At 36.3% G+C, this 20093-nt stretch carries 15 protein-coding genes; 14 read left to right on the forward strand and 1 reads right to left on the reverse strand.

Annotated elements, in window-relative coordinates:
* Window positions 1–465 precede the first annotated feature (465 nt).
* From ACT5E3_RS15970 to tnpA, 3 genes are all read left to right on the forward strand, one after another.
* Window positions 466–5484, forward strand: a complete 5019-nt coding sequence (locus ACT5E3_RS15970; protein WP_444994538.1) for an RHS repeat-associated core domain-containing protein — start codon at window positions 466–468, stop codon at window positions 5482–5484.
* On the forward strand, window positions 5481–5810 hold the full coding sequence (locus ACT5E3_RS15975) for a hypothetical protein (protein ID WP_444994539.1): 330 nt from the start codon (window positions 5481–5483) through the stop codon (window positions 5808–5810). The genes ACT5E3_RS15970 and ACT5E3_RS15975 overlap by 4 nt, the downstream gene beginning before the upstream one ends.
* A 362-nt stretch (window positions 5811–6172) precedes the next feature.
* The gene (tnpA, locus tag ACT5E3_RS15980; protein ID WP_444994540.1) at window positions 6173–6400 is read left to right on the forward strand and encodes an IS66 family insertion sequence element accessory protein TnpA; all 228 of its coding nucleotides are present in this window, start codon (window positions 6173–6175) and stop codon (window positions 6398–6400) included.
* A 230-nt stretch (window positions 6401–6630) separates the two neighbouring features.
* Here the strand turns inward: tnpA and ACT5E3_RS15985 are convergent, their stop codons facing one another.
* Complete coding sequence (locus tag ACT5E3_RS15985) at window positions 6631–6963, reverse strand: hypothetical protein (protein WP_444994541.1); 333 nt, start codon at window positions 6961–6963, stop codon at window positions 6631–6633.
* 164 nt (window positions 6964–7127) lie between these two features.
* On the opposite strand from ACT5E3_RS15985, the gene ACT5E3_RS15990 reads away from it, so the two are divergent.
* The 11 genes from ACT5E3_RS15990 (at window position 7128) to ACT5E3_RS16040 (ending at window position 20090) form a co-directional block, all read left to right on the forward strand.
* Window positions 7128–10139 (forward strand): fused MFS/spermidine synthase, encoded by a 3012-nt coding sequence (locus tag ACT5E3_RS15990; RefSeq protein WP_444994542.1) that lies wholly within the window; start codon window positions 7128–7130, stop codon window positions 10137–10139.
* A gap of 457 nt (window positions 10140–10596) precedes the next feature.
* Window positions 10597–11025 carry a pilin gene (locus ACT5E3_RS15995; RefSeq protein WP_444994543.1) on the forward strand — a complete coding sequence of 143 codons (429 nt, stop codon included), beginning with the start codon at window positions 10597–10599 and terminating at the stop codon, window positions 11023–11025.
* 130 nt (window positions 11026–11155) lie between these two features.
* Window positions 11156–11584, forward strand: a complete 429-nt coding sequence (locus ACT5E3_RS16000; RefSeq protein WP_444994544.1) for a pilin — start codon at window positions 11156–11158, stop codon at window positions 11582–11584.
* A gap of 82 nt (window positions 11585–11666) precedes the next feature.
* Entirely contained in the window at window positions 11667–13583 is a 1917-nt protein-coding gene (locus tag ACT5E3_RS16005) for a hypothetical protein (protein WP_444994545.1), read from the forward strand.
* 79 nt (window positions 13584–13662) lie between these two features.
* Window positions 13663–15111, forward strand: a complete 1449-nt coding sequence (locus ACT5E3_RS16010) for an oligosaccharide flippase family protein (RefSeq protein ID WP_444994546.1) — start codon at window positions 13663–13665, stop codon at window positions 15109–15111.
* Window positions 15108–15875: a methyltransferase gene (locus tag ACT5E3_RS16015; RefSeq protein WP_444994547.1), complete on the forward strand. Its 768-nt coding sequence runs from the start codon at window positions 15108–15110 to the stop codon at window positions 15873–15875. The genes ACT5E3_RS16010 and ACT5E3_RS16015 overlap by 4 nt, the downstream gene beginning before the upstream one ends.
* Window positions 15875–16861 carry a glycosyltransferase gene (locus tag ACT5E3_RS16020; RefSeq protein ID WP_444994548.1) on the forward strand — a complete coding sequence of 329 codons (987 nt, stop codon included), beginning with the start codon at window positions 15875–15877 and terminating at the stop codon, window positions 16859–16861. Before ACT5E3_RS16015 ends, ACT5E3_RS16020 begins: the two co-directional genes overlap by 1 nt.
* Window positions 16854–17765 (forward strand): methyltransferase domain-containing protein, encoded by a 912-nt coding sequence (locus tag ACT5E3_RS16025; protein ID WP_444994549.1) that lies wholly within the window; start codon window positions 16854–16856, stop codon window positions 17763–17765. Before ACT5E3_RS16020 ends, ACT5E3_RS16025 begins: the two co-directional genes overlap by 8 nt.
* The gene (locus ACT5E3_RS16030) at window positions 17758–18183 is read left to right on the forward strand and encodes a hypothetical protein (protein ID WP_444994550.1); all 426 of its coding nucleotides are present in this window, start codon (window positions 17758–17760) and stop codon (window positions 18181–18183) included. The genes ACT5E3_RS16025 and ACT5E3_RS16030 overlap by 8 nt, the downstream gene beginning before the upstream one ends.
* A gap of 57 nt (window positions 18184–18240) precedes the next feature.
* Window positions 18241–19350 (forward strand): DegT/DnrJ/EryC1/StrS family aminotransferase, encoded by a 1110-nt coding sequence (locus ACT5E3_RS16035; protein ID WP_444994551.1) that lies wholly within the window; start codon window positions 18241–18243, stop codon window positions 19348–19350.
* A complete protein-coding gene (locus ACT5E3_RS16040) occupies window positions 19347–20090 on the forward strand; it encodes a class I SAM-dependent DNA methyltransferase (RefSeq protein WP_444994552.1) in 744 nt (247 codons plus the stop codon). The genes ACT5E3_RS16035 and ACT5E3_RS16040 overlap by 4 nt, the downstream gene beginning before the upstream one ends.
* Window positions 20091–20093 lie beyond the last annotated feature (3 nt).

Genomic DNA, 20093 nt, shown 5'->3' on the forward strand with positions numbered 1-20093 from the left:
AACAATCTTTGGCATAAATTGTTATTCATATTTCTTAACTTGTAGGTACAACCAGTTCGGAGCACAGTTTTACAATCTATTGATTTTAATTCATTTGTAAAAAGAGACGGCTCATTTTTTCATTTTCAATTCTCTCACTAATGAAACCAACTGATTTTATCGCTCACTGAAATAAGCGCCAATCATACAAAAAACCACTTGTACAAGTAGCCGCCATCAATTATGCGATTAAGTTCTCATAAACATTTTTTTAACAATTAATTGGTAGGATTAGTTTTTATTCAATGTTAAATTATTGACATCAAACAACCCAAGGATGGAATCACGCCGATTTGTTTCTTATTTTTGGGAGTTTGGCCGAATATTGCTATTGATTGTCTGATTTTTAAAAGCATTTTTCTTGGAGCTATATAAAATAGCCGTCAATTATTTTTATTACAAAACTTTATTTAACAGAGGGAACTTATGAAACGATTGCATCACTTCTTATTCACACTTTTACTCATCTATCCATTGGTTTCTTTTTCTGAAACAAGCGATGACTTAATAAGTCCATCTGTAGAAAAAAAAATCCGTTTTTTACGTGATGGAACTCACACTTATTTTGATTTAAGTTTTAACCAAATGGTCGAGCATGTATGCCAATATCACTTAAAACCAAGAATCAACAACCCAGCTAATTTTGATGGCTGTGATGAACCTTTTATTGAAAGTCAAAATGACAATAGGACTTCTTACTCAATGAGATATTACCATTATGACGGCGATACTCGCCATGATGGCATCTCAAGAAATGCGATTTTGCAATATCACGATACAATCACCTACTGTCCCAAAACCCATCCTATTGTTATCGACCTGAATAGAGATGGTAAAATTGATAGATGCACTCGTCAAAAACAATGCAAAGCGCCAAACCAAGCTAATAAAGTGCCTGGTCAAGAAGGTAACCCTATTCAATGTGCCAGTGGAGAGAAAACCCAGTCTGAGTTGATTTATCAGGGCAATGGCTCAGATCCGTTAAACTACACCACCCATTATGCCAGTCCAACTTATGAAAAGGCTACAAACTCTTTAGGGCAATATGTAGAATCTCACCAAGGTAGGCAGCGGGGAGATAACCAATTACGTCAGCTAAAAGTTATTCATAATGGTAGTGAAGGCAAGATTTTCCGTTTAGTTTATAAAAATGGATTCAGTCACTTATTTTACGGTAGCGATAATGGTGGCAGTGTTAGCTTTCAAAGCACTTCTGAAAGTAATGGCGTTTTAACCCGCCTGGCTGACGGCAGTTTTGAACAAACCTCACCGAGCGGCCGTGTAGATAAATATAATACTAACGGCCAACTCACAGCACGAATTTATCCTAATGGTAATGAGCGTCATTACACCTATACGACTTTTGGTAAAATCAAAACAATCAGTAACCGTTATAATCAAAAACTGGAATACTTTTACAATGCAAGTCACTTATTAGAAAAACTAGTTACACCAGACAATCAGGCTTACCATTTTGAGTACGACACACATCAAAATATGACTAAAATCATTTATCCTGATGAAACACCGAATGATTTAACGAATAATCCATCGATTCAATTTCTGTTTGAAAATGCTACTTTCCCGAATCATCTGACCGGAAAAATCAATGAGCGCGGTGTCCGTTTAGCGACTTGGCACTATGATGATAAAGGTCGTGCAATCAGTAGCGAACATGCGGTTGGAATAGAAAAGGTTGAGTTAGATTATTCGGTTGAAAACCAAACGCAAGTCAAGCGGCACGTCAACGATACGCTCAAACGAGACCTAGTTTATCATTACCAGACAACCACCGTGAATGACGCACAAACACAACAATTAGTGCAATTAGAGCAACTCACTTGTACTGATTGCGTAGTAGGCAGTTGGTTTTATGAATATGACTCTAACGGTTACGTTAAAAAATCCACCAGCCCGAAAGGTATTATCACGACCTATGAATACAATGGTAGTTTAGAACTTAAACGAACCGAAGCGGTAGGCACAGCCGAAGAGCGAATCATTACAACAGATTGGTATGTTGATATTAGAAAACCCAAAACCGTTACGGTTGATAACTTAAAGACTGACTATGTTTACAACACTAACCATCAACTTGAGTCGATGACTCAAACCGACTTAACGACCAACGAAACACGCACTGTGACTTACAGCTACAACAGCGAAGGTTTAGTCAATGCCATTGATGGCCCCAGAAGTGATGTGAATGATTCAACATCCTTCACTTATTACACCAATGGCAATCTGGAAACGATTACCAATGCCTTAGGCCAAGTGACGACATTCAGTGATTACGATGCCAACGGCCGAGTGGGTAAAATCATTGATGCGAACCTGGTTGAAACCACACTCACCTACACCCCTCGTGGCTGGTTAAAAACAATCACTCGTAATGGCGCAACAACCCAATATGATTATTACCCAACAGGCTCACTAGAAAAAATCACCGCACCCAATGGTCAAGTGATTCGTTATGAATATGATAACGGTGAAAGATTAGTTGCCATTGTGGATTCACAAAACAATCGCATGGAATATGTGCGAGATTTAGCCGGTAATGTCACCGACACTAAAATCAAAGATGCAAGTGGTGTTTTACGTTATACCCAAACGGCTATCTTTAATGCCATGAATCAGTTAACCCAATCATTGGGTAACAATAATCAAAGCAATCAGCTGAGCTATGATGCCGATGGCAATCCAACCAGCAATCAGAATGCACTCAATCAAAACACCACTACTAGCTTTGATGGTATTAACCGGGTAAAACAAGTGGTGGATGCTAACCTGGGTGAAACGGATTTCACTTACAATCAACAAGACCAGCTCACCTCAGTCAAAGACGCTGAAGGTAAAACTACCCACTATCAATACAATGCCTTTGGTGACTTAGTGGAACTCACCAGCCCAGATACGGGTAAAACGACTTTTACCTATGACAAAGCTGGTAATGTATTAACCCAAACGGATGCACGCGGTTTAACCACCACTTTCACTTATGATGCACTGAATCGTGTGTTAACCCGCTCTTATGCAGAAACGGCTGAAAATGTGGTTTACACCTATGACGATACAGCTAATGGCAATAAAGGGATTGGCCATTTAACCCATGTCACAGAGCAAAGCGGTTCAACTCGTTATGTTTACAATGGCTTTGGGCAAGTGACTGAAGAAACCCGCATTATTAAAGGCAAAACTTACACCACGGCTTATCACTATGATGCCAATGGTGTGCTTAACAATATCACCTACCCGAGTGGGCGGAGCATTCAATATCTGTACGATGCCGGAGGTCAAATTGAATCCATTAATTCAACCTTTAATGGTGTCAGTAAAATACTGACGAACAATACCAGCTACTTACCTTTTGGACCGTTAAAGAGTTTTGACTATGGTAATGGGATTTCACACACCAATACTTTTGATTTGGATTATCGATTAACCGATAGTACGAATAGTTTACAGACCAAAGGTTATCAATATAGTTTGGTGGATAACATCAGTAATATCACCAATAGTTTAACCAATGACAATCAGAGTTTTACCTATGACCCACTGCAACGTTTAAAAACAGCGAATCAAACTAGTGATGCGTTTGAGTATGATTATGACAAAGTGGGCAATCGAACTAAAGAGGTTCGTAATGCAAACACACAGAATTATGCTTATTTCAATGCCTCTAAACTCACGGGTATCTTTGAAGGCAGCCAAACACCCACTCCAGCTTCTCCTATCAGTTTTTGGAAGTTGGATGATGCGAGTGGTAGTTCTGCTCAAGATAGTGAGGCTAATGCTAACCATGGTACTTATTATCGGGGTTACACATTACAACAAGAAGGACAAAACCCAACGTCCAAAAGCATTAAGCTCAATGGTAGTGCGAACACTTATGTGGGTTTAGGTAATCCTACTGAATTTCAACTCAATACAGGCACCGTTGAAGCTTGGATAAAAACACAAGATGCCGGTAGTGAATATCGTGGCATTATTGTTAAACATTATGCCTATGCCCTCTTCCTACGTAACAATGAATTAGTGATTTATGATTGGAGTCTCTCACAAAGAACCGAAACTGGCGTGACACTTAACGACAATCAATGGCATCATATTATTATGTCATTTGATAGTGGTGTGACTGATGGCACCAAAGTTTATGTGGATGGTCAACTCGTGCTCACCACCACTTGGTCAGTCTCTAATCAGAACCATCAAATTGTGCTAGGTGCGGGTAACAAAAGTGGCCAGTATCAGAACTTTAACGGTTATATTGACGACGTAAAAATCTACAATGAAGTGTTAACCCCTGAGCAAATATCCACAAGCTACTCATCACAATTTAGTTATGATGCGAACGGTAATACCACTCAAAAAGGCAATCAGGTTTTCACCTATAACCATGCTAATCGTTTAAGCACAGTAGCCAACGGTAGCACCTCAGCCAGTTATAAATATAATGCTAAAGGTGAACGGAGTGTTAAGCTAGTCAATGGTGTTGAAACCCATGCGATTTATAATTTGGCAGGCCAGTTAATTGCTGAAGCAGATAATCAAGGCAATATCATTAAAGAATATGCTTATTTTAATAGTCAGCCTTTAGCGCAAATGGTTAATGGTGAGGTTTATTATTATCATAACTCTCATTTAGGTACACCGGAAGTGATGACTGATGAAAGTCAGACGATTGTTTGGCAAGCCAGTTATACCCCTTTTGGTCAAGCGACCATTACCACCAATACCATTGATAATAATATTCGTTTTCCGGGACAGTATTTTGATAGTGAAAGTGGATTGCACTATAACTATTTCAGGTATTATGATGCGGAGATTGGGCGGTATATTACTAGTGACCCGATTGGGTTAGCTGGGGGGATTAATACGTTTGGGTATGGGTATCAAAACCCGATAATGAATTTTGATCCTTTAGGGTTATACGTTCCTCCAGCATTGCCACAAAGTGTGGTAGATTTTTCTGCTGGTTTAGGTGATGGGATAGTAGATGCAATGAGTTGGGGATATTTGGATGCCCAACAAATAAGAGACCAATTAGGAATAAGTGGTGGATTGGATAAATGCAGTAACAATTATAGTGTTGGTAACTTAACAGGGTTTGCGAGTGCAGCCATGATCGGTCCTTTAGCTCGGGTAGGCTATATTACGCAAGCACGTGCTATACCTAAAATAGCTCAAACTGCCCGCCAAGCAGTTTCAATGCGTAACATGGTTAAATGGAGGCATCGACAACCATTTTCAAGATTTATGGGAACATGGCACATGTCTACTTACATGTCTCTTGTTGCGAAAGGAAAATCTGCTACCGAAATAATTGCAGGCGCAGGAAGAACGAATAATTTATGGAGTGCAGGTATTATTGGTGTAGGTTCATCAATCGCAGGTCTCCGAACAACGATACAGGCAAATGATACTGAATGTGGATGTAATAAATGAAAATAACTGACGAAGGTCCTAAACCCAACAGAGTTTGGAGCCTAACTATATCTACATTATTAAGTAGAAGATTATTTACCATAATTGTAGCTAGCTTGCCCAATGTGAAAATAATTAGAAAACCTAAGTTTTTTACTTGGTTCAAGGAAGATGAATTTTTGGAATTTACATTTAAGGGAGTCCACTATTGTGCTGTGATCGAAGAGTTCTCTAGAAATAGGTTTGAAATTCATCCGAAGCCACAAGGTTATAAAGCTGAAACAATAGAAATAAAGCAACATATAGAAAACATTCGCTTTCCGTACATATTGTTGAAGCTTTTCTAAGACAACAAGATGGGACATATATGATCACCCGATTAAGACAAGTGTTTTTATGTGTCCACTATTTTAAAAAATAAGTAGCAGCAACAAGATAGGACAACCGCCGTTCAAAACGCACCAGTTTGGTGCGTCATTTTATAATCCATTGATTTTAAATTTATTTATAAGAAGTAACTATCCCATTTTTTCTTATTATGTAAGCTTGGTTTGTTTAGTTTTATCAACCCAACAACAATAGTTAGTTAAAAATTGATTTAGTTGTTAATATCAATTATTAATAAAGGTGAACGTCTAGTTATCCCCACCTTGTGAAGATATTTTAAAAGCTTAAAGTCTTCAGTTTTTTTAATTCAGGAAACTTTAAGATGAACAAACGTAGCGAGCAAGAATGGTTGTCATTATTTAAACAACACGATGAAAGTGGTTTAACGGCAGCCGCTTTTTGTCGAGAGAATCGATTGTGTGCCAAATACTTCAGCAAGCGGAAGCTGGATTTAAACTGGAAAGCCGAGCGGCTCCAAGGTACTCAGTCATTTATCCGAGTGAATCGTCCCAAGTGTAGATTACTTTTTTACCATCATACTTTTTACTAAATTATACGTCATACAATTTACTAAAATTTGAGCAGTTTTACCGCGCTATTGTCGTACACTATTTTAGCTTTGCCAAACTATTGTCGTACGCTGTACCAAATTGTCATCGAACACTTTGTGGATAACTTTTTTAAAACAATTTTTGCATAAAAAAAGGGCTTTCGCCCTCGGTAAAAATTTGCTCTAATGCTCGCGTAGCGAGCATTATAAAGTGCCGTTGGAAGTTCTGATTAAGAGACTTGCTGCTTGATCAATTCCTCGTGCGATCGCCAATGCGGTTGCACGAGGACGTGATTAACATGAGTAATTGTCACCAACTTTTTTGTTTCTCTCGCCGCTTCGATAAGGCTGGCTAGACACAGGTTTCTACAGAGCCGTAAGTTGCCCTCACTTGAGCGAATAATTAAGGCCATTGCAGCTTCGTCGAAAGTGTTAACGCCTAGCTTGGCACTTTCCAATTCTTTGACGATATAGCGCTCCATATCTTCATCATTAAGCGGTTTAATGCTGGCAGAGTAGGTGATTCGGCTTTTAATGTCTTTGTTTGTGCAGGATGTCCCCAAATATTCACCTGTTTCACAATCTATAAGCTATGCTATTTATGAATTTATCAATTTATGTTATTAATTAAACAGTTATAAAAAACAACGCTTTACTTACCAAAGAAGAATAAAAACGTTTGTATTCGTACAATAATTCAGCGATTACAAAAAATAGGAAGGGCTTAATGTCGACATCATCAGTTTCCAAACTCAAAATCACCTTATTTTGTATTTTTGCGCTTTCAGGCTTTTCAGGCCTGATATATGAATCAATCTGGACTCATTATATCAAGCTGATTTTAGGCCATGCGGCCTACTCACAAACTTTAGTACTTTCTATCTTTATGGGTGGAATGGCCATAGGTGCCGCTTTAACTGGTCGACGCAAAGATAAGCCATTAAAAACGCCATTAAAATACTACGCCATTGTTGAAGGTATTCTTGCTATTTTTGCCTTTGGTTTTCATACGATTTTTGTTTCAACAGAATCTCTCTTACATGAAACACTCATTCCTTCGATTGATTCAGTTGTTTTAATTGAAATAGTCCGCTGGGGATTAGCTTCATTATTAATTCTGCCACAATCCGTATTATTAGGAACTACATTCCCACTTATTGGCACAGCAGTCATACGCCTCGATCAACAACATTCAGGCTCCACTTTAGGAATGCTTTATTTTACTAATAGTATTGGCGCAGCTATTGGCGTATTGGCCAGTGGCTTTATTCTCATTGGTATGGTGGGTTTACCTGGCACCATTATGACAGCAGGTATTATTAATATATTTATAGCAATTATTGTTTGGGGGCTGAGTAAATCGGAAAGACAACCTGAAAATTTGGCCGTTGCAGAGGAAACACCGACCCCAACCCAAAAAATAGAAAATCAGGATGACTTTTCACCCAATTGGCTTTTTGCGATTGCCCTTTTAACTGGACTTGCCTCATTTTTCTATGAAATAGGTTGGATCAGAATGCTAAGTCTAGTGCTTGGTTCATCAATGCAAGCTTTTGAGTTGATGTTATCCGCCTTTATTACAGGTATTGCTTTAGGCGGATTGTGGATAAGAAAACGTATTTCAAAAGCCGATAACCCTGCTTTTTTACTCGGTAAAATTCAAATCATCATGGGCCTGTGTGCTGTTGCTACCCTGCCCTTATACAATCAAATGTTCGACTTTATGGGTTTTATGATTAACAGCCTAACAAAAACAGAAGGCGGTTATTTGTTATTCAATTTAAGTAGTCATTTCATTTCAATGCTGATTATGTTGCCAGCTTCTTTTATGGCTGGAATGACTTTGCCTCTAATCACTTTCACACTATTAAAATGGAAGCAAGGCGAAGCCAGTATTGGCAAAGTGTACGCATTTAATACGGTTGGTGCCATTGTCGGCATTTTAATTGCTATTCATATTGCAATGCCCTTAATCGGTACTAAAGGCTTGATTGTAACTGGAGCTATTATTGATATAGGTTTGGGTCTGTTTTTAACTCTTCGTTTTATGAAAGATAAATCCAAGCTTCAAATTCGATTAATGGTTACTTCTTCAATTGTTATCTTTCTATTTCTTACGCTGAAAACCCAATTTGACCCACTTACACTATCTTCTGGCGTTTTCAGGCATGGAGAGACAAATAATTTAGAATCAGCAAACGTACTTTTTTACCAAGATGGCAAAACAGCGAGTATTTCAGTTATTGAGGAAAAAAGTGGGAATAGAGTCATCATAACTAATGGCAAACCTGATGCAGCAATTGCACCACCAGACCAAGAACACTCTATGGATGAAGACACAATGATGCTTTTAGCTGCTATGCCGCTAGTTATTCATCCCAAGGCAAAAAAACTCGCTAATATTGGAATGGGCTCAGGTTTAACAACACATACATTAATGTCTTCTGCTGAGTTAACTAGTGTTAATACTATCGAAATTGAACCTGCTATTGTTAAAGGTATACAACATTTTGGACAATCGACAGAAAAAGCCCTGGTAGACCCGAGAAGCCACATCACTATAGATGATGCAAAATCATTTTTCTCTCGCAATAAAACAAAATATGACATTATTATTTCAGAACCTTCCAATCCTTGGGTATCAGGTGTAGCAGGTTTATTTTCAAAAGAATTTTACCATCACGTTAATCGCTACTTAAATGACGACGGAATTTTTGTCCAGTGGTTACAACTTTATGAAACTAACTTCGATTTAGTCACATCTGTTTTTAAAGCACTTGGAAATAATTTCGCAGACTACGCTGTATATAGCAGCAACTATGGAGATATTATTATTGTTGCCTCAAATGGGCGTAATATTACTGAAATTAGCTACCCTTCATTTAAACAATCAGCCTTAAGTAAACAACTACAAAGAATTAATATCGAAAATATTGAGAACTTTTCATCAAGACTAATTGCGACAAAAGCCCTGCTACATCCGCTATTTGAATTATCCAACGCACCAATTAATTCAGATTATTTTCCATACCTTGGCCTCAACTCACCAAAAGCAAGATACTTACGCCAAGATTCATTTGCCTTAACAGAATTGCAAAAGGCACCTTTTCCTCCAGCACGATTAATTAAGCAGCTCACTAACAAAGAAAGTATTGGTAGTCAGCACTTAAGTCCGATTAGTCGTGATAAAGCGATAAAAATAGCTAATTATTTTCTAGATGAGAAACATGAGAACACAGATTTGACTTTAGGAGCGCCGATAATATTAATTAAACAGTCGCTAATTGACTGTAAGAATACCGCTCAAAAACTTTCAATCATTAATAACGGGTTACACATTTTAGCAACCAATACACTCCCATTTATTGACAACAATAAAGTAAAAGAGCTATGGCGCTATATCAACAACAATCCATGTAAATCAGACTGGCCAGAAAAAACGAACCTTTGGTCTCAACTTTATACTGCAATAGCTCTTGAAAATGATGCTACGGTTATTCGCCTATCTCATCAGCTATTTGTCAACTACCCACCAACTCAACCTAATCTGGCCATATTTTTGCTAGGTGCAACGACTAATAGCTATATTAAACAAGGAAAAATAATAGAAGCTATTGCGTTTAAGAAAGAAATTCTCAATAGAATGCAGGTAAAAGGAAAATTAGTACTTCCCTTGTACATTAAGATTTTATTTTCTCAGCTTGAATACTATGAAAAGACCCAAACAAATAAAAATTAAAACTCTTGTTTACCTAAAAAGTCACTTTTTAAAGATATTAAGTCCAATACTTCCTTATTTTAAGGTGACATTATTTATTAACCAGTAACAATTTATGTCAAAACAAAAACCTAGGTGACACAAATTGTCACCTTGTTTCTTTCAAACGGAATAACAATCAAAGTTTTAATTCGGAACTAAGTCACAAAATAAGATTGTATACAGTTACAGTTGAAGATAAAAACCTTAACCTTCAATTTGATAACTAGTTGTTTTTTATCAAAATAAACTATGCTAAAAAACGCAGTTATCGTTAATTTAACTAAAACTATTAGTTATTTGCAATATAAATAACTAACTGGCATTAACTTTGCTTTATTAAAACAAGATTTTATTCTTGTAGTTTTTAAGAAACAGTCTACTTTTATAAATAGATTATTTTTTAATTTAAAATCCTAACTTAACTGAGGTATGACAAATGAAAAAAGTACAATCCGGCTTTACATTGATTGAATTAATGATTGTTATCGCAATCATTGGAATATTAGCAGCCTTTGCTATTCCTGCTTATCAAGACTATGTTGCTCGTTCGCAAGCAGGTGAAGCATATTCTTTAGCTTCTGGCTTAAAAGTCCAAGTCGGTGATATCTATATGGATGAAGGTGACTTTGCTAACGCAGATAGCACTAAATTTGGTATCCCTACAGCAGCATCGGTATCAGGTAAGTATGTATCTGAAGTTGCGATTCTTGATGGTGTAATTACTGCCAAACTAGGCAAAGCCGATGCAAGTAAAGCAATAAGAAACTCTACTGTTGAACTTTCTCCTGTTGATAATGGCGGTTCTATTTCTTGGACCTGTACTTACAGCGGTGAAGACAAATACGCTCCTAAAGCTTGTCGCTAATCTTAAAACTAAGGGGCTAAAATTAAGCCCCTTTTTTATCTCCCATTTATAAACTTTTCTCCTAACTAAAATATTTACTATATTACCGCAACTATTAGCAATTTAAGTATAATCATTATGAGGTATAGCTATGAAAAATTTACAACAAGGTTTTACGTTGATTGAATTAATGATAGTTATTGCAATCATTGGTATTTTAGCCGCTTTTGCCATACCAGCTTATCAAGATTATGTTGCTCGCTCTCAAACAGGCGAAGCGATTTCTTTATCAACTGCATTAAAAACAATGGCTGGAGATATTTTCTTAGATGAAGGTTCCTTTGATAATGTGGATAGCGGCTACCTGAATATTCCACAGGCAGCATCTGTAACAGGTAAATATACAGAACAAATTCTTATGGAAAATGGCGTGATAACAGCCACTTTCGGCAAAGACGCAAGTAAAGCTATTAATGGTGAAACAGTAAGGCTATCCCCTATTGATAATGGTGGATCTTTTGCCTGGACATGCTCATTTAGTGGTGACACAAAATATATGCCAAAAGCCTGTCGCCAATAAAAAAGGCAAACTATACCTTTTTTGCCACTTTCTATTATAAAATGATCAACTAGATAAAAATAATATAAGCCACTCTAGCTGAATGAAAATTAATTTTCGACAGAATCATGTCATATCATTCCTCGTCGGGTGTTTACTAGTTATATCTGGTAGTCTATTTTGGCAAGGTTCTACTGGCACATTCCTATTTGATGATTTTGCCAATTTACCACAAATGACCCTAGTTAAAGACATAGAATCATTCACCAAATACTTACTCAGCGGCATTGCAGGTCCAACAGGACGCCCAGTATCTTTATTGAGCTTTATAATATTTTCAGAACATTGGCCAAATAACCCTCAAATTTTTATTATTACCAATATAGCAATTCACTTATTTAACACGTTATTAGTTTATATTTTAGTCAATCAATTACTTAAGCTAACAGCTTATAGTCCACATAGACTAATTATCGCATTACTCGTTGCTTCTTTATGGTCAGTTTTACCCAACCATGTCTCTTCAGTTATTTATATTATCCAAAGAATGACCATACTGGCTGCCACCTTCAGTTTAATTTCGATCATATTTAACATTCAATATTTATTAAGTATCGCTGGCAATCAAACGCCTCAGATAAAATATTGGGTAATGAGTTGCCTAGCTTTAGGGCTAGCAATTCTAAGCAAAGAAAATGCAGCGACCACTTTCATTATTAACTATTTTTTATTTTATTTAGTGACATCTCCCTTATCGAATACTAAACAATTCATTTACCTGCGCCGCTTTTTTGGCTTTTTTAGCCTATTGCTTATTTTTTACTTATTATCTTACGTTGTTAATAGTGAGTATGCCTATTCAGGTAGAAGTTTTAATTTAACTGAAAGGTTACTAACCCAGTTTGTTTTGTTTATTAAACATTTCTCTTATTTTATTTTTCCAAGACCAATTACTACCGGGCTATTTAATGATCAAATAACGGTTATTAGTTCTACATCTGAATATATCACAGCTATTTTTATTGGGTTGATTATTATATCTATCAATATTTATTGCCTTATCAGGTTAATTAAAAAACAATGTATCTATGCTTTTTGGAGCTTATTTTTCTTTGCTAATCACCTGATTGAATCAACCGTTGTACCGCTAGAGCTATATTACGAACATAGAAATTATTTTCCTTATATTGGACTGGCAGCCCTATTAATACATGTAGCATTTGACTTAAAAAGATACCGTCCTGTTGTTGTAATCAGTTTATTAAGCCTATTTTTTTTGGCTAACTATTATTGTCTTTACCAAAGAGCCAGCTTATGGGGCAAACCTTTATATGCTGCCAGTTATTGGGCGAACCTTAACCCTGATTCAGTTCGTGCCCAAGAAAATGCAGCGGTTAAATTTTCGCAAGCCAAAAAATTTGACCAATCGATTCATTACCTTAAACAGGCTTACCAGTTAGAACAATCTCCTTTTATTATGCTCAATGCGATTAACCTTTCATGTAAGGGTAAATTTTCCTTAGATGGAATATTATTTAATCCTGAAATCTATAAATCAGCTAACAATTCTAACCGAGATTTTCAAGTCGCTTTAGAAACAGTCAACTTATCAAATAAAAACCTTTGTCATCACTATGATAGTAATGATTTATTAGTGATGTTAAACAACATTCTTGATAATCCTGATTACCAATCAACTAAAGATCAGCAGCAATATACACATTTACGTGCAATCGTTCACTTTCAGCTAAAACAGCTCAATGAAGCAATCAATGATTTTGAAAAATCATTGCTGTTACATCCGCAAGTCGATGTATTGCTACTACAAACAGCTACCATTGCTTCGAATGGTTATTGCCGAGAAGCAATCGCTTATTTGAATCAATATAAAACAATAGCGTTTAAATACAATAGAAAGGAACGACTCATTGAGTATTTGTATCCATCAAATGGACAGATAGAGGAATATATGGTGCAATTGATGACTGAATGCAATAAAACTCTTAAAACAACAGGCTAAACCAAATACATGCTTCTAACAACTCTTATAATAAGAAATAATATTCTATTAGATAATATGATAGGTGTTACAAAGAATCATGTCACTTTATCATAAATTTTTTCCTTCTCTAGGTTGGTCTTTTCTTGGCGATCTTTTTTCGAGACTAGCTTTACCACTAACTTTTTTATTATTAGCTAATATTCTACTCCCAGAAGATTTTGGTATCATTTCCGCAGCATTAGTACTGATTACCTTTTCTCAAATTTTTTGGGATGCTGGCGTTGCCAAAGCTCTCATTCAAACAAAAATAGATATTAATAAGGCCGCTAATGCAGCCTTCTGGATTAATATCACGTTAGGTTTACTCGTCTGGTTTATTCTTTACCAAACCGCAGAACTAGCAGCGATTTTTTTTGGCGATAGTAGAATAACTGATGTGATAAAAATATTGTCCATACAGACATTTTTAGCAGCTCTTTGTTCGGTGCAAATTGCTCTGTTACAAAAAAACTTCGAGTTTAAGATGCTATTTTGGATCCGATTTCTAAATGGTGTTGTTCCTTCGATCATTTCTGTTTATTTTGCTTTTAAAGGCTACGGATATTGGTCATTAGTTATCGGAACCTTATCTGGCCAAAGCTTACAAACTCTCGCACTCTGGTTAATTGGACAGTGGAAGCCGAAGTTCGCGCTAGACATAGAAACGTCTAAAATATTACTTCGATTTGGAATTTGGCCAGCATTGAGTGCGTTATTTGGCTGGTGTTACTTGTGGATGGATTCTATTATTGTTGGCGGATATCTCGGTACTCAAGAAATGGGGATCTACCGAACGGGTAACACCTTTGTTGCTCTAGTTTTTGGGCTATTTCTAGGTCCTTTACTACCTGTTTTATATAGTTTATTTTCGTCAATCAATGATTCTTTAGAACAAGTTAAACGTGTACTATACTTTGTAAGCGGAACCATTACTCTTTTTGTAATACCTGTTGCTTTCGGTATACTTGCGCTCAGCTCAAGTATTGAACAACTTTTTTTTAATAAACAGTGGGAAGGTATCTATATTGTTATTGCTACTTTTGCGCTTGCTCATGGTTTTAGCTGGACAATCAGCGCTAATGGCGAGGCTTATAAAGCGATAGGTAAGCCTCAGTTAGAGACCATTCCAATGGCATTATTACTTATTATTTATTTAATTGGTTATTTATCATTTATACAATATGGTTTAATAACATTTTTAAAAGTTAGGCTAGCATTAACCTTTATTGCCTTACCTGTACATTGGTACGTAATTTATAAATATATCAACTTCCCAATTAAAAAGTTTATTTTTAGATTGGCGAAAGCAACTCTTATTTCAATATTAATGTATTTTACAATAATAAAAACAAGTACACTGGCGCCAGTGTCTTTTACCTACCTGCTTGTACAAATTTTACTAGGTATGATTATTTATACTTTACTCATCTATTTATTTGATAAGCAGTTTCTACATAAAGTCATTAATATTTGTTTAAATAACGCTAAAAAGCAGCCTAAATTATGAGTAATGAAATAGACAATATACGAGAAGCCCAAGAAAACGAATATTGTTTTCCTTACCACTACGCTTCTCGCTTTCACCCCCATTTCGCTACTGGTTTTTTTGATCGCTGGGCAATGAACTACAATCTATCTATTGAATTTGTTTTACAAATCATAGCAGATGAAAATCCCAATAGCTTGATTGATATAGGATGTGGTGATGGTCGATTAACCTCTGAAATATTTAAAGCTTATCCATCGATAGCTCTTAAGGGTGTCGATTATTCTAAACAAGCTATTAAGCTTGCTAAAGCGATGGAAACATCCGTCAATTTTGAAGCTAGGGACATTACTTTAGATACTTTAGAAAACAAACAATATTCGATGGGAGTATTAATGGAGGTTTTTGAACATATTTCATTAAACGAGACGGAGAATTTTGCAAAGTCAGTAGCAAACCTAATTAATGATAATGGACTACTGTTAGTCACTGTCCCTCATCAAAACAAACCTTTAGAGTATAAGCACTTTCAACATTTTACTGTGGATAAGTTAAACCAATACTTCACACCATATTTTTCTGTAGAAAAAACCATCTACATCGAGAAGCGAGGCTTATTGAATAGTTTGCTCAATAAGCTGGTCGTTAATTCACTTTTTGCTTTAAATAATAATAAACTTTTAGACAGTATATATAATTTATACAAAAAGCATGTTTTCTTTTGTAGAGAAGAAAAACATTGTGCGCGCATCGCTATTTGTTACCGAAAAAAAGCTTCAGAATAATGAAATATGCTATCTCAATCGTCATTCCAACAAGGAACAGAGCTGAAAGCTTAAAGCGATGTCTATTATCGATAGAAAAACAAAGCGCGAGTAAAAGTTGCTTTGAAGTGATTGTGATCGACAATGGTTCAACTGACTCAACCAAGGGAGTGGCTGAATCTTTTAGCACTTCATTAAACCTGGTTTATTGCTATGCGCCAACTCCAGGCTTACATACCGGTAGACATAAAGGATTAGAGTTAGCACAGGCAGAAATTATTACCTATATTGACGATGATATCATTGCATTTCCAAACTGGCTCGAAGGCATTATTGAATCATTTAAAAACAAAAATGTCGTTATGGTTGGTGGTAACAATATCCCTCATTATGAGTCCCCTCCTCCCAATTGGCTCACTCAGTGGTGGGAAATAAAAAATGCTAATGGCAATTCACTACCTCTACTCAGCATACTCGATTTTGGTGAAGGTAAATTCGAGTTTGATGCAGACTATGTTTGGGGATGTAATTTTTCAGTTCGCAAACAGATTATTATTGATGCGCAAGGTTTTCACCCTGACGCTCTGCCAGCAGAACAACTAAGGCTGCGTGGAGATGGAGAAACTCACATATCAGATTATATAAAGAACAAAGGTTTAAAAGTCATTTTTAATTCAAAAGCGAGTGTTTATCATTGTGTTTCAAAAGAAAGACTAACAGTAAAGTATTTTGAAAAGCGCGCATTTGCCCAAGGCATTTCTAACTCTTATACATTAATTAGACAACAACAAAAATCATCAATAATTTCCTATAAGTTCAGAATGTATTTGATCTTGTTGTTAAGATTCGTAAAATACCTGTTTGCTTCAACTAAAAACAAAACATTATCAACCATAAAACTTAAAGTGCAAAAAGCAAGTATAAAAGGTTTTGTTTTTCACCAACAAGAATGCAAAAAAGACAAATCCCTACTTGATTGGGTATTAAAGGAACATTACTTTGAGTAGCTTAACAAAAAAAATAATCGATAAAGGCTTACTATGGACAATAAAAGCCGTTTTTCGCTTTGTGATTAGAAAAATATTTTTACTTAAAAATATTTTTGCAGAACCTTATCACAACCCAACCGCTGATGAATTAAAACAAATCGAAAATCAGTTAAATGAACTAGGCATCAAACCGCAAGACTACCAGGTGCCCGCACAAGCATTTAATCAATTTAAACGAACTTTTCAGTTTCCAGAAGATTATCATGGTGGCATTCAATCAGGTGTTTGGGATGAAAAACATTTAGAGCACTTTGTCGCTCTCGATATTCTTAATTTAGATTCTCCTGAGTCATATCCTTATATCGACATCGCTAGTTGTGAAAGTCCCTGGGCAAAAATGTTGAAAGCTCAGGGAAATAATGCTTACTCAATCGATTTAGTAAAATCCGAAAAATATGCTGACTTAGACTACTATTTACAAGGAGATGCGACGCAAACTGCTTTTGAATCGGCGAGCATCAGCAGCGCAAGCCTTCAATGCGCCTTTGAGATGTTTATTCAGGATAATGATACAAAACTCATTAAGGAATTATCACGTATTTTAAAGGTAGGTGGAAAAGTTGTGATATCTCCACTCTACACTCACCTGATACCTTGTTATTATCAAACACCAGATTATTATGGAAAAGATTTTGGTGATGAAGGAGCCAAACGATTAATCAGGAGAGATTGTTGGGGCGTTGCTGCTTCACGTAAGTATAGTGCGGATACATTAAAAAGTAGAGTCTGGGATGTGGCGGTAAAATATGGACTAACGCCCAAATTGCTAGTTTTGAGAAATAAGTCAGAACTAGGTGATAATATTTATCTACATTTTATTTTGGTGATCGAAAAAACAGATGAGTTAACAACCAATGATTGAAACAATTCAAGCAGATAATAAAGTACTTGCCATTATTATCAGGCATACTTATCAAGAAGATGGCATTCAGTTTTTTACCCCCCCCAGTTATTCACAGCAATTGGGCTACATGAGTAGAAAATCAGGCTATTGCATCCCTCCTCACGTGCATAACAAGGTTGAACGTAAAGTTGATTATACTCAAGAAGTTCTATTTATAAAATCAGGTAAAGTTCGGGCTGACTTTTACGATACAGAAAAAAACTATGTTAAAAGCACTGAATTGAATCGGGGCGATGTCATTTTGTTAGCGGACGGTGGCCATGGTTTTAAAATGCTTGAAGATAGTGAAATGATAGAGGTCAAACAAGGCCCTCACGCAGGAGAAGAAGATAAAACTCGTTTTGTCGCTGAAATAGAAGATAATATTATTACTTAATGACTAACAAAAGAGTTTGATTGCTTCAGGTAGTTAAACTATTGGAGACAAGATTTAATGATCCCTGTTAACTCACCAGTCTTAGGTGAAAAAGAAAAAAGTAAGCTCATTGAGTGCATTGAAACGGGATGGATCAGTTCAGAAGGTCCTTTCGTTGCCGAGTTTGAACAAAAAATGGCCAGTCGTGTGGGCAAAAAATACGGAATTGCAGTTAGCTCTGGAACTGCTGCGCTGGATATCGCTATTGAAACATTAAAACTTGCTCCTGGTGATGAAGTCATAGTGCCTTCATTTACTATTATTTCTTGTATTCATCAAATTTTGCGTTGCGGCGCAACACCGATCTTTATTGATTGTGACATCAACTCCTGGAACATGACCGTTGAAGATGTCGAAAACGCAATTACGCCTTTTACAAAAGCCATTATGGCTGTCCATATTTATGGTTTACCCGTTGATATGTTAAAACTAAGCGCCTTAGCTGAACAGCATAAGATACCAATCATTGAAGATACATCACAAGCAATAGGGCTCAATTGTCATTCAAAACCATGCGGCTCCTTTGGAGCAATAAGTACTTTTAGCTTTTACCCCAACAAACATATAACCACTGGTGAAGGCGGCATGCTGCTGACAGATTGCCCTGACTTAGCGGAACGGGCTAAATCGCTAAGAAACTTATGCTTTCAGAAAAAACAGCGTTTTGTGCATGAAGAGTTAGGTTGGAATTATCGAATGACAAATTTACAAGCTGCCCTTGGAATTGCCCAACTTGAACAACTTGACGAGTTTATCATTAGAAAAAAGCAAATCGGCGTTTTTTATCAAACAGAGCTTGCCAACCTTGATAATTTACAAAAACCGCTTAAAAAATTGGATTACGCAGAAAATATCTATTGGGTTTTTGGGCTGGTCGTCAATCAAACCAATCGTCACTCCGCAGCTGAAATTATGGAAGCGCTTGGCCAACAAGGTATTGGAACAAGACCATTTTTTTGGCCTCTACACTTACAACCAGTATTGAAACAGTTTGGTATTCAGCCTAAAAACGCGTTACCTAATAGTGAATTGATTGCTCAGAATGGATTTTATTTGCCAAGCGGTTTATCCTTGACTGATGAACAAGTCGAAGATGTTGTCAGTATCGTGAAAAAGGTTATTCAATGAGTCAGTTTAATGATTATGCACAATATTATGATCTACTTAACGCAGAAAAAAATTATACTGCTGAAGTTGATTACATTTGTTCACTCATTAATCGATATAAAACAAATTGTTCAAATATTCTAGAAATTGGAGTAGGAACTGGACGCCATGCTGAACTTCTAACAAAACAAGGCTATGCTGTTTCAGGTGTTGAGAAGTCTGAAAAAATGGCTGTTATCGCTCAAAACAGAAATCCTGAAATGAATATTCAGTGTGTCAATATGAGCGAATTCCAATTTGACACTCAGTTCGATGCAATATTATCACTATTTCATGTAATGAGTTACCAAACCGATACCAATGCCTTACTTAAAACATTCATGAATATTCGCCAACATTTAAATAAAGATGGAATATTCATTTTTGACTGTTGGCACGGCCCTGCGGTACTTAGTCAGCAACCTCAAGTGAAAATACGCAAGGCAGAAAAAGACCAATTACATATCACTCGATTAACCACTCCTATATTAAAGAGTGATGAAAACATTGTTGATGTCCACTTTGACTTTATTATTAAAGACAATGAAAAATATTCTGAAATGTCTGAACTACATAGTATGCGATACTTCTTTAAACCTGAACTCGAGCTTTTACTCGTAAGTCAAGGACTCTCAATTATTGCTGCTGAAGAATGGTTAACAGGTAAAGCTCCCGACCTTTCAACTTGGGGTGTTACTTACATTATTAAAGCAGTTAGTTAAATC

The organism is Aliikangiella litoralis (genome assembly GCF_052495765.1).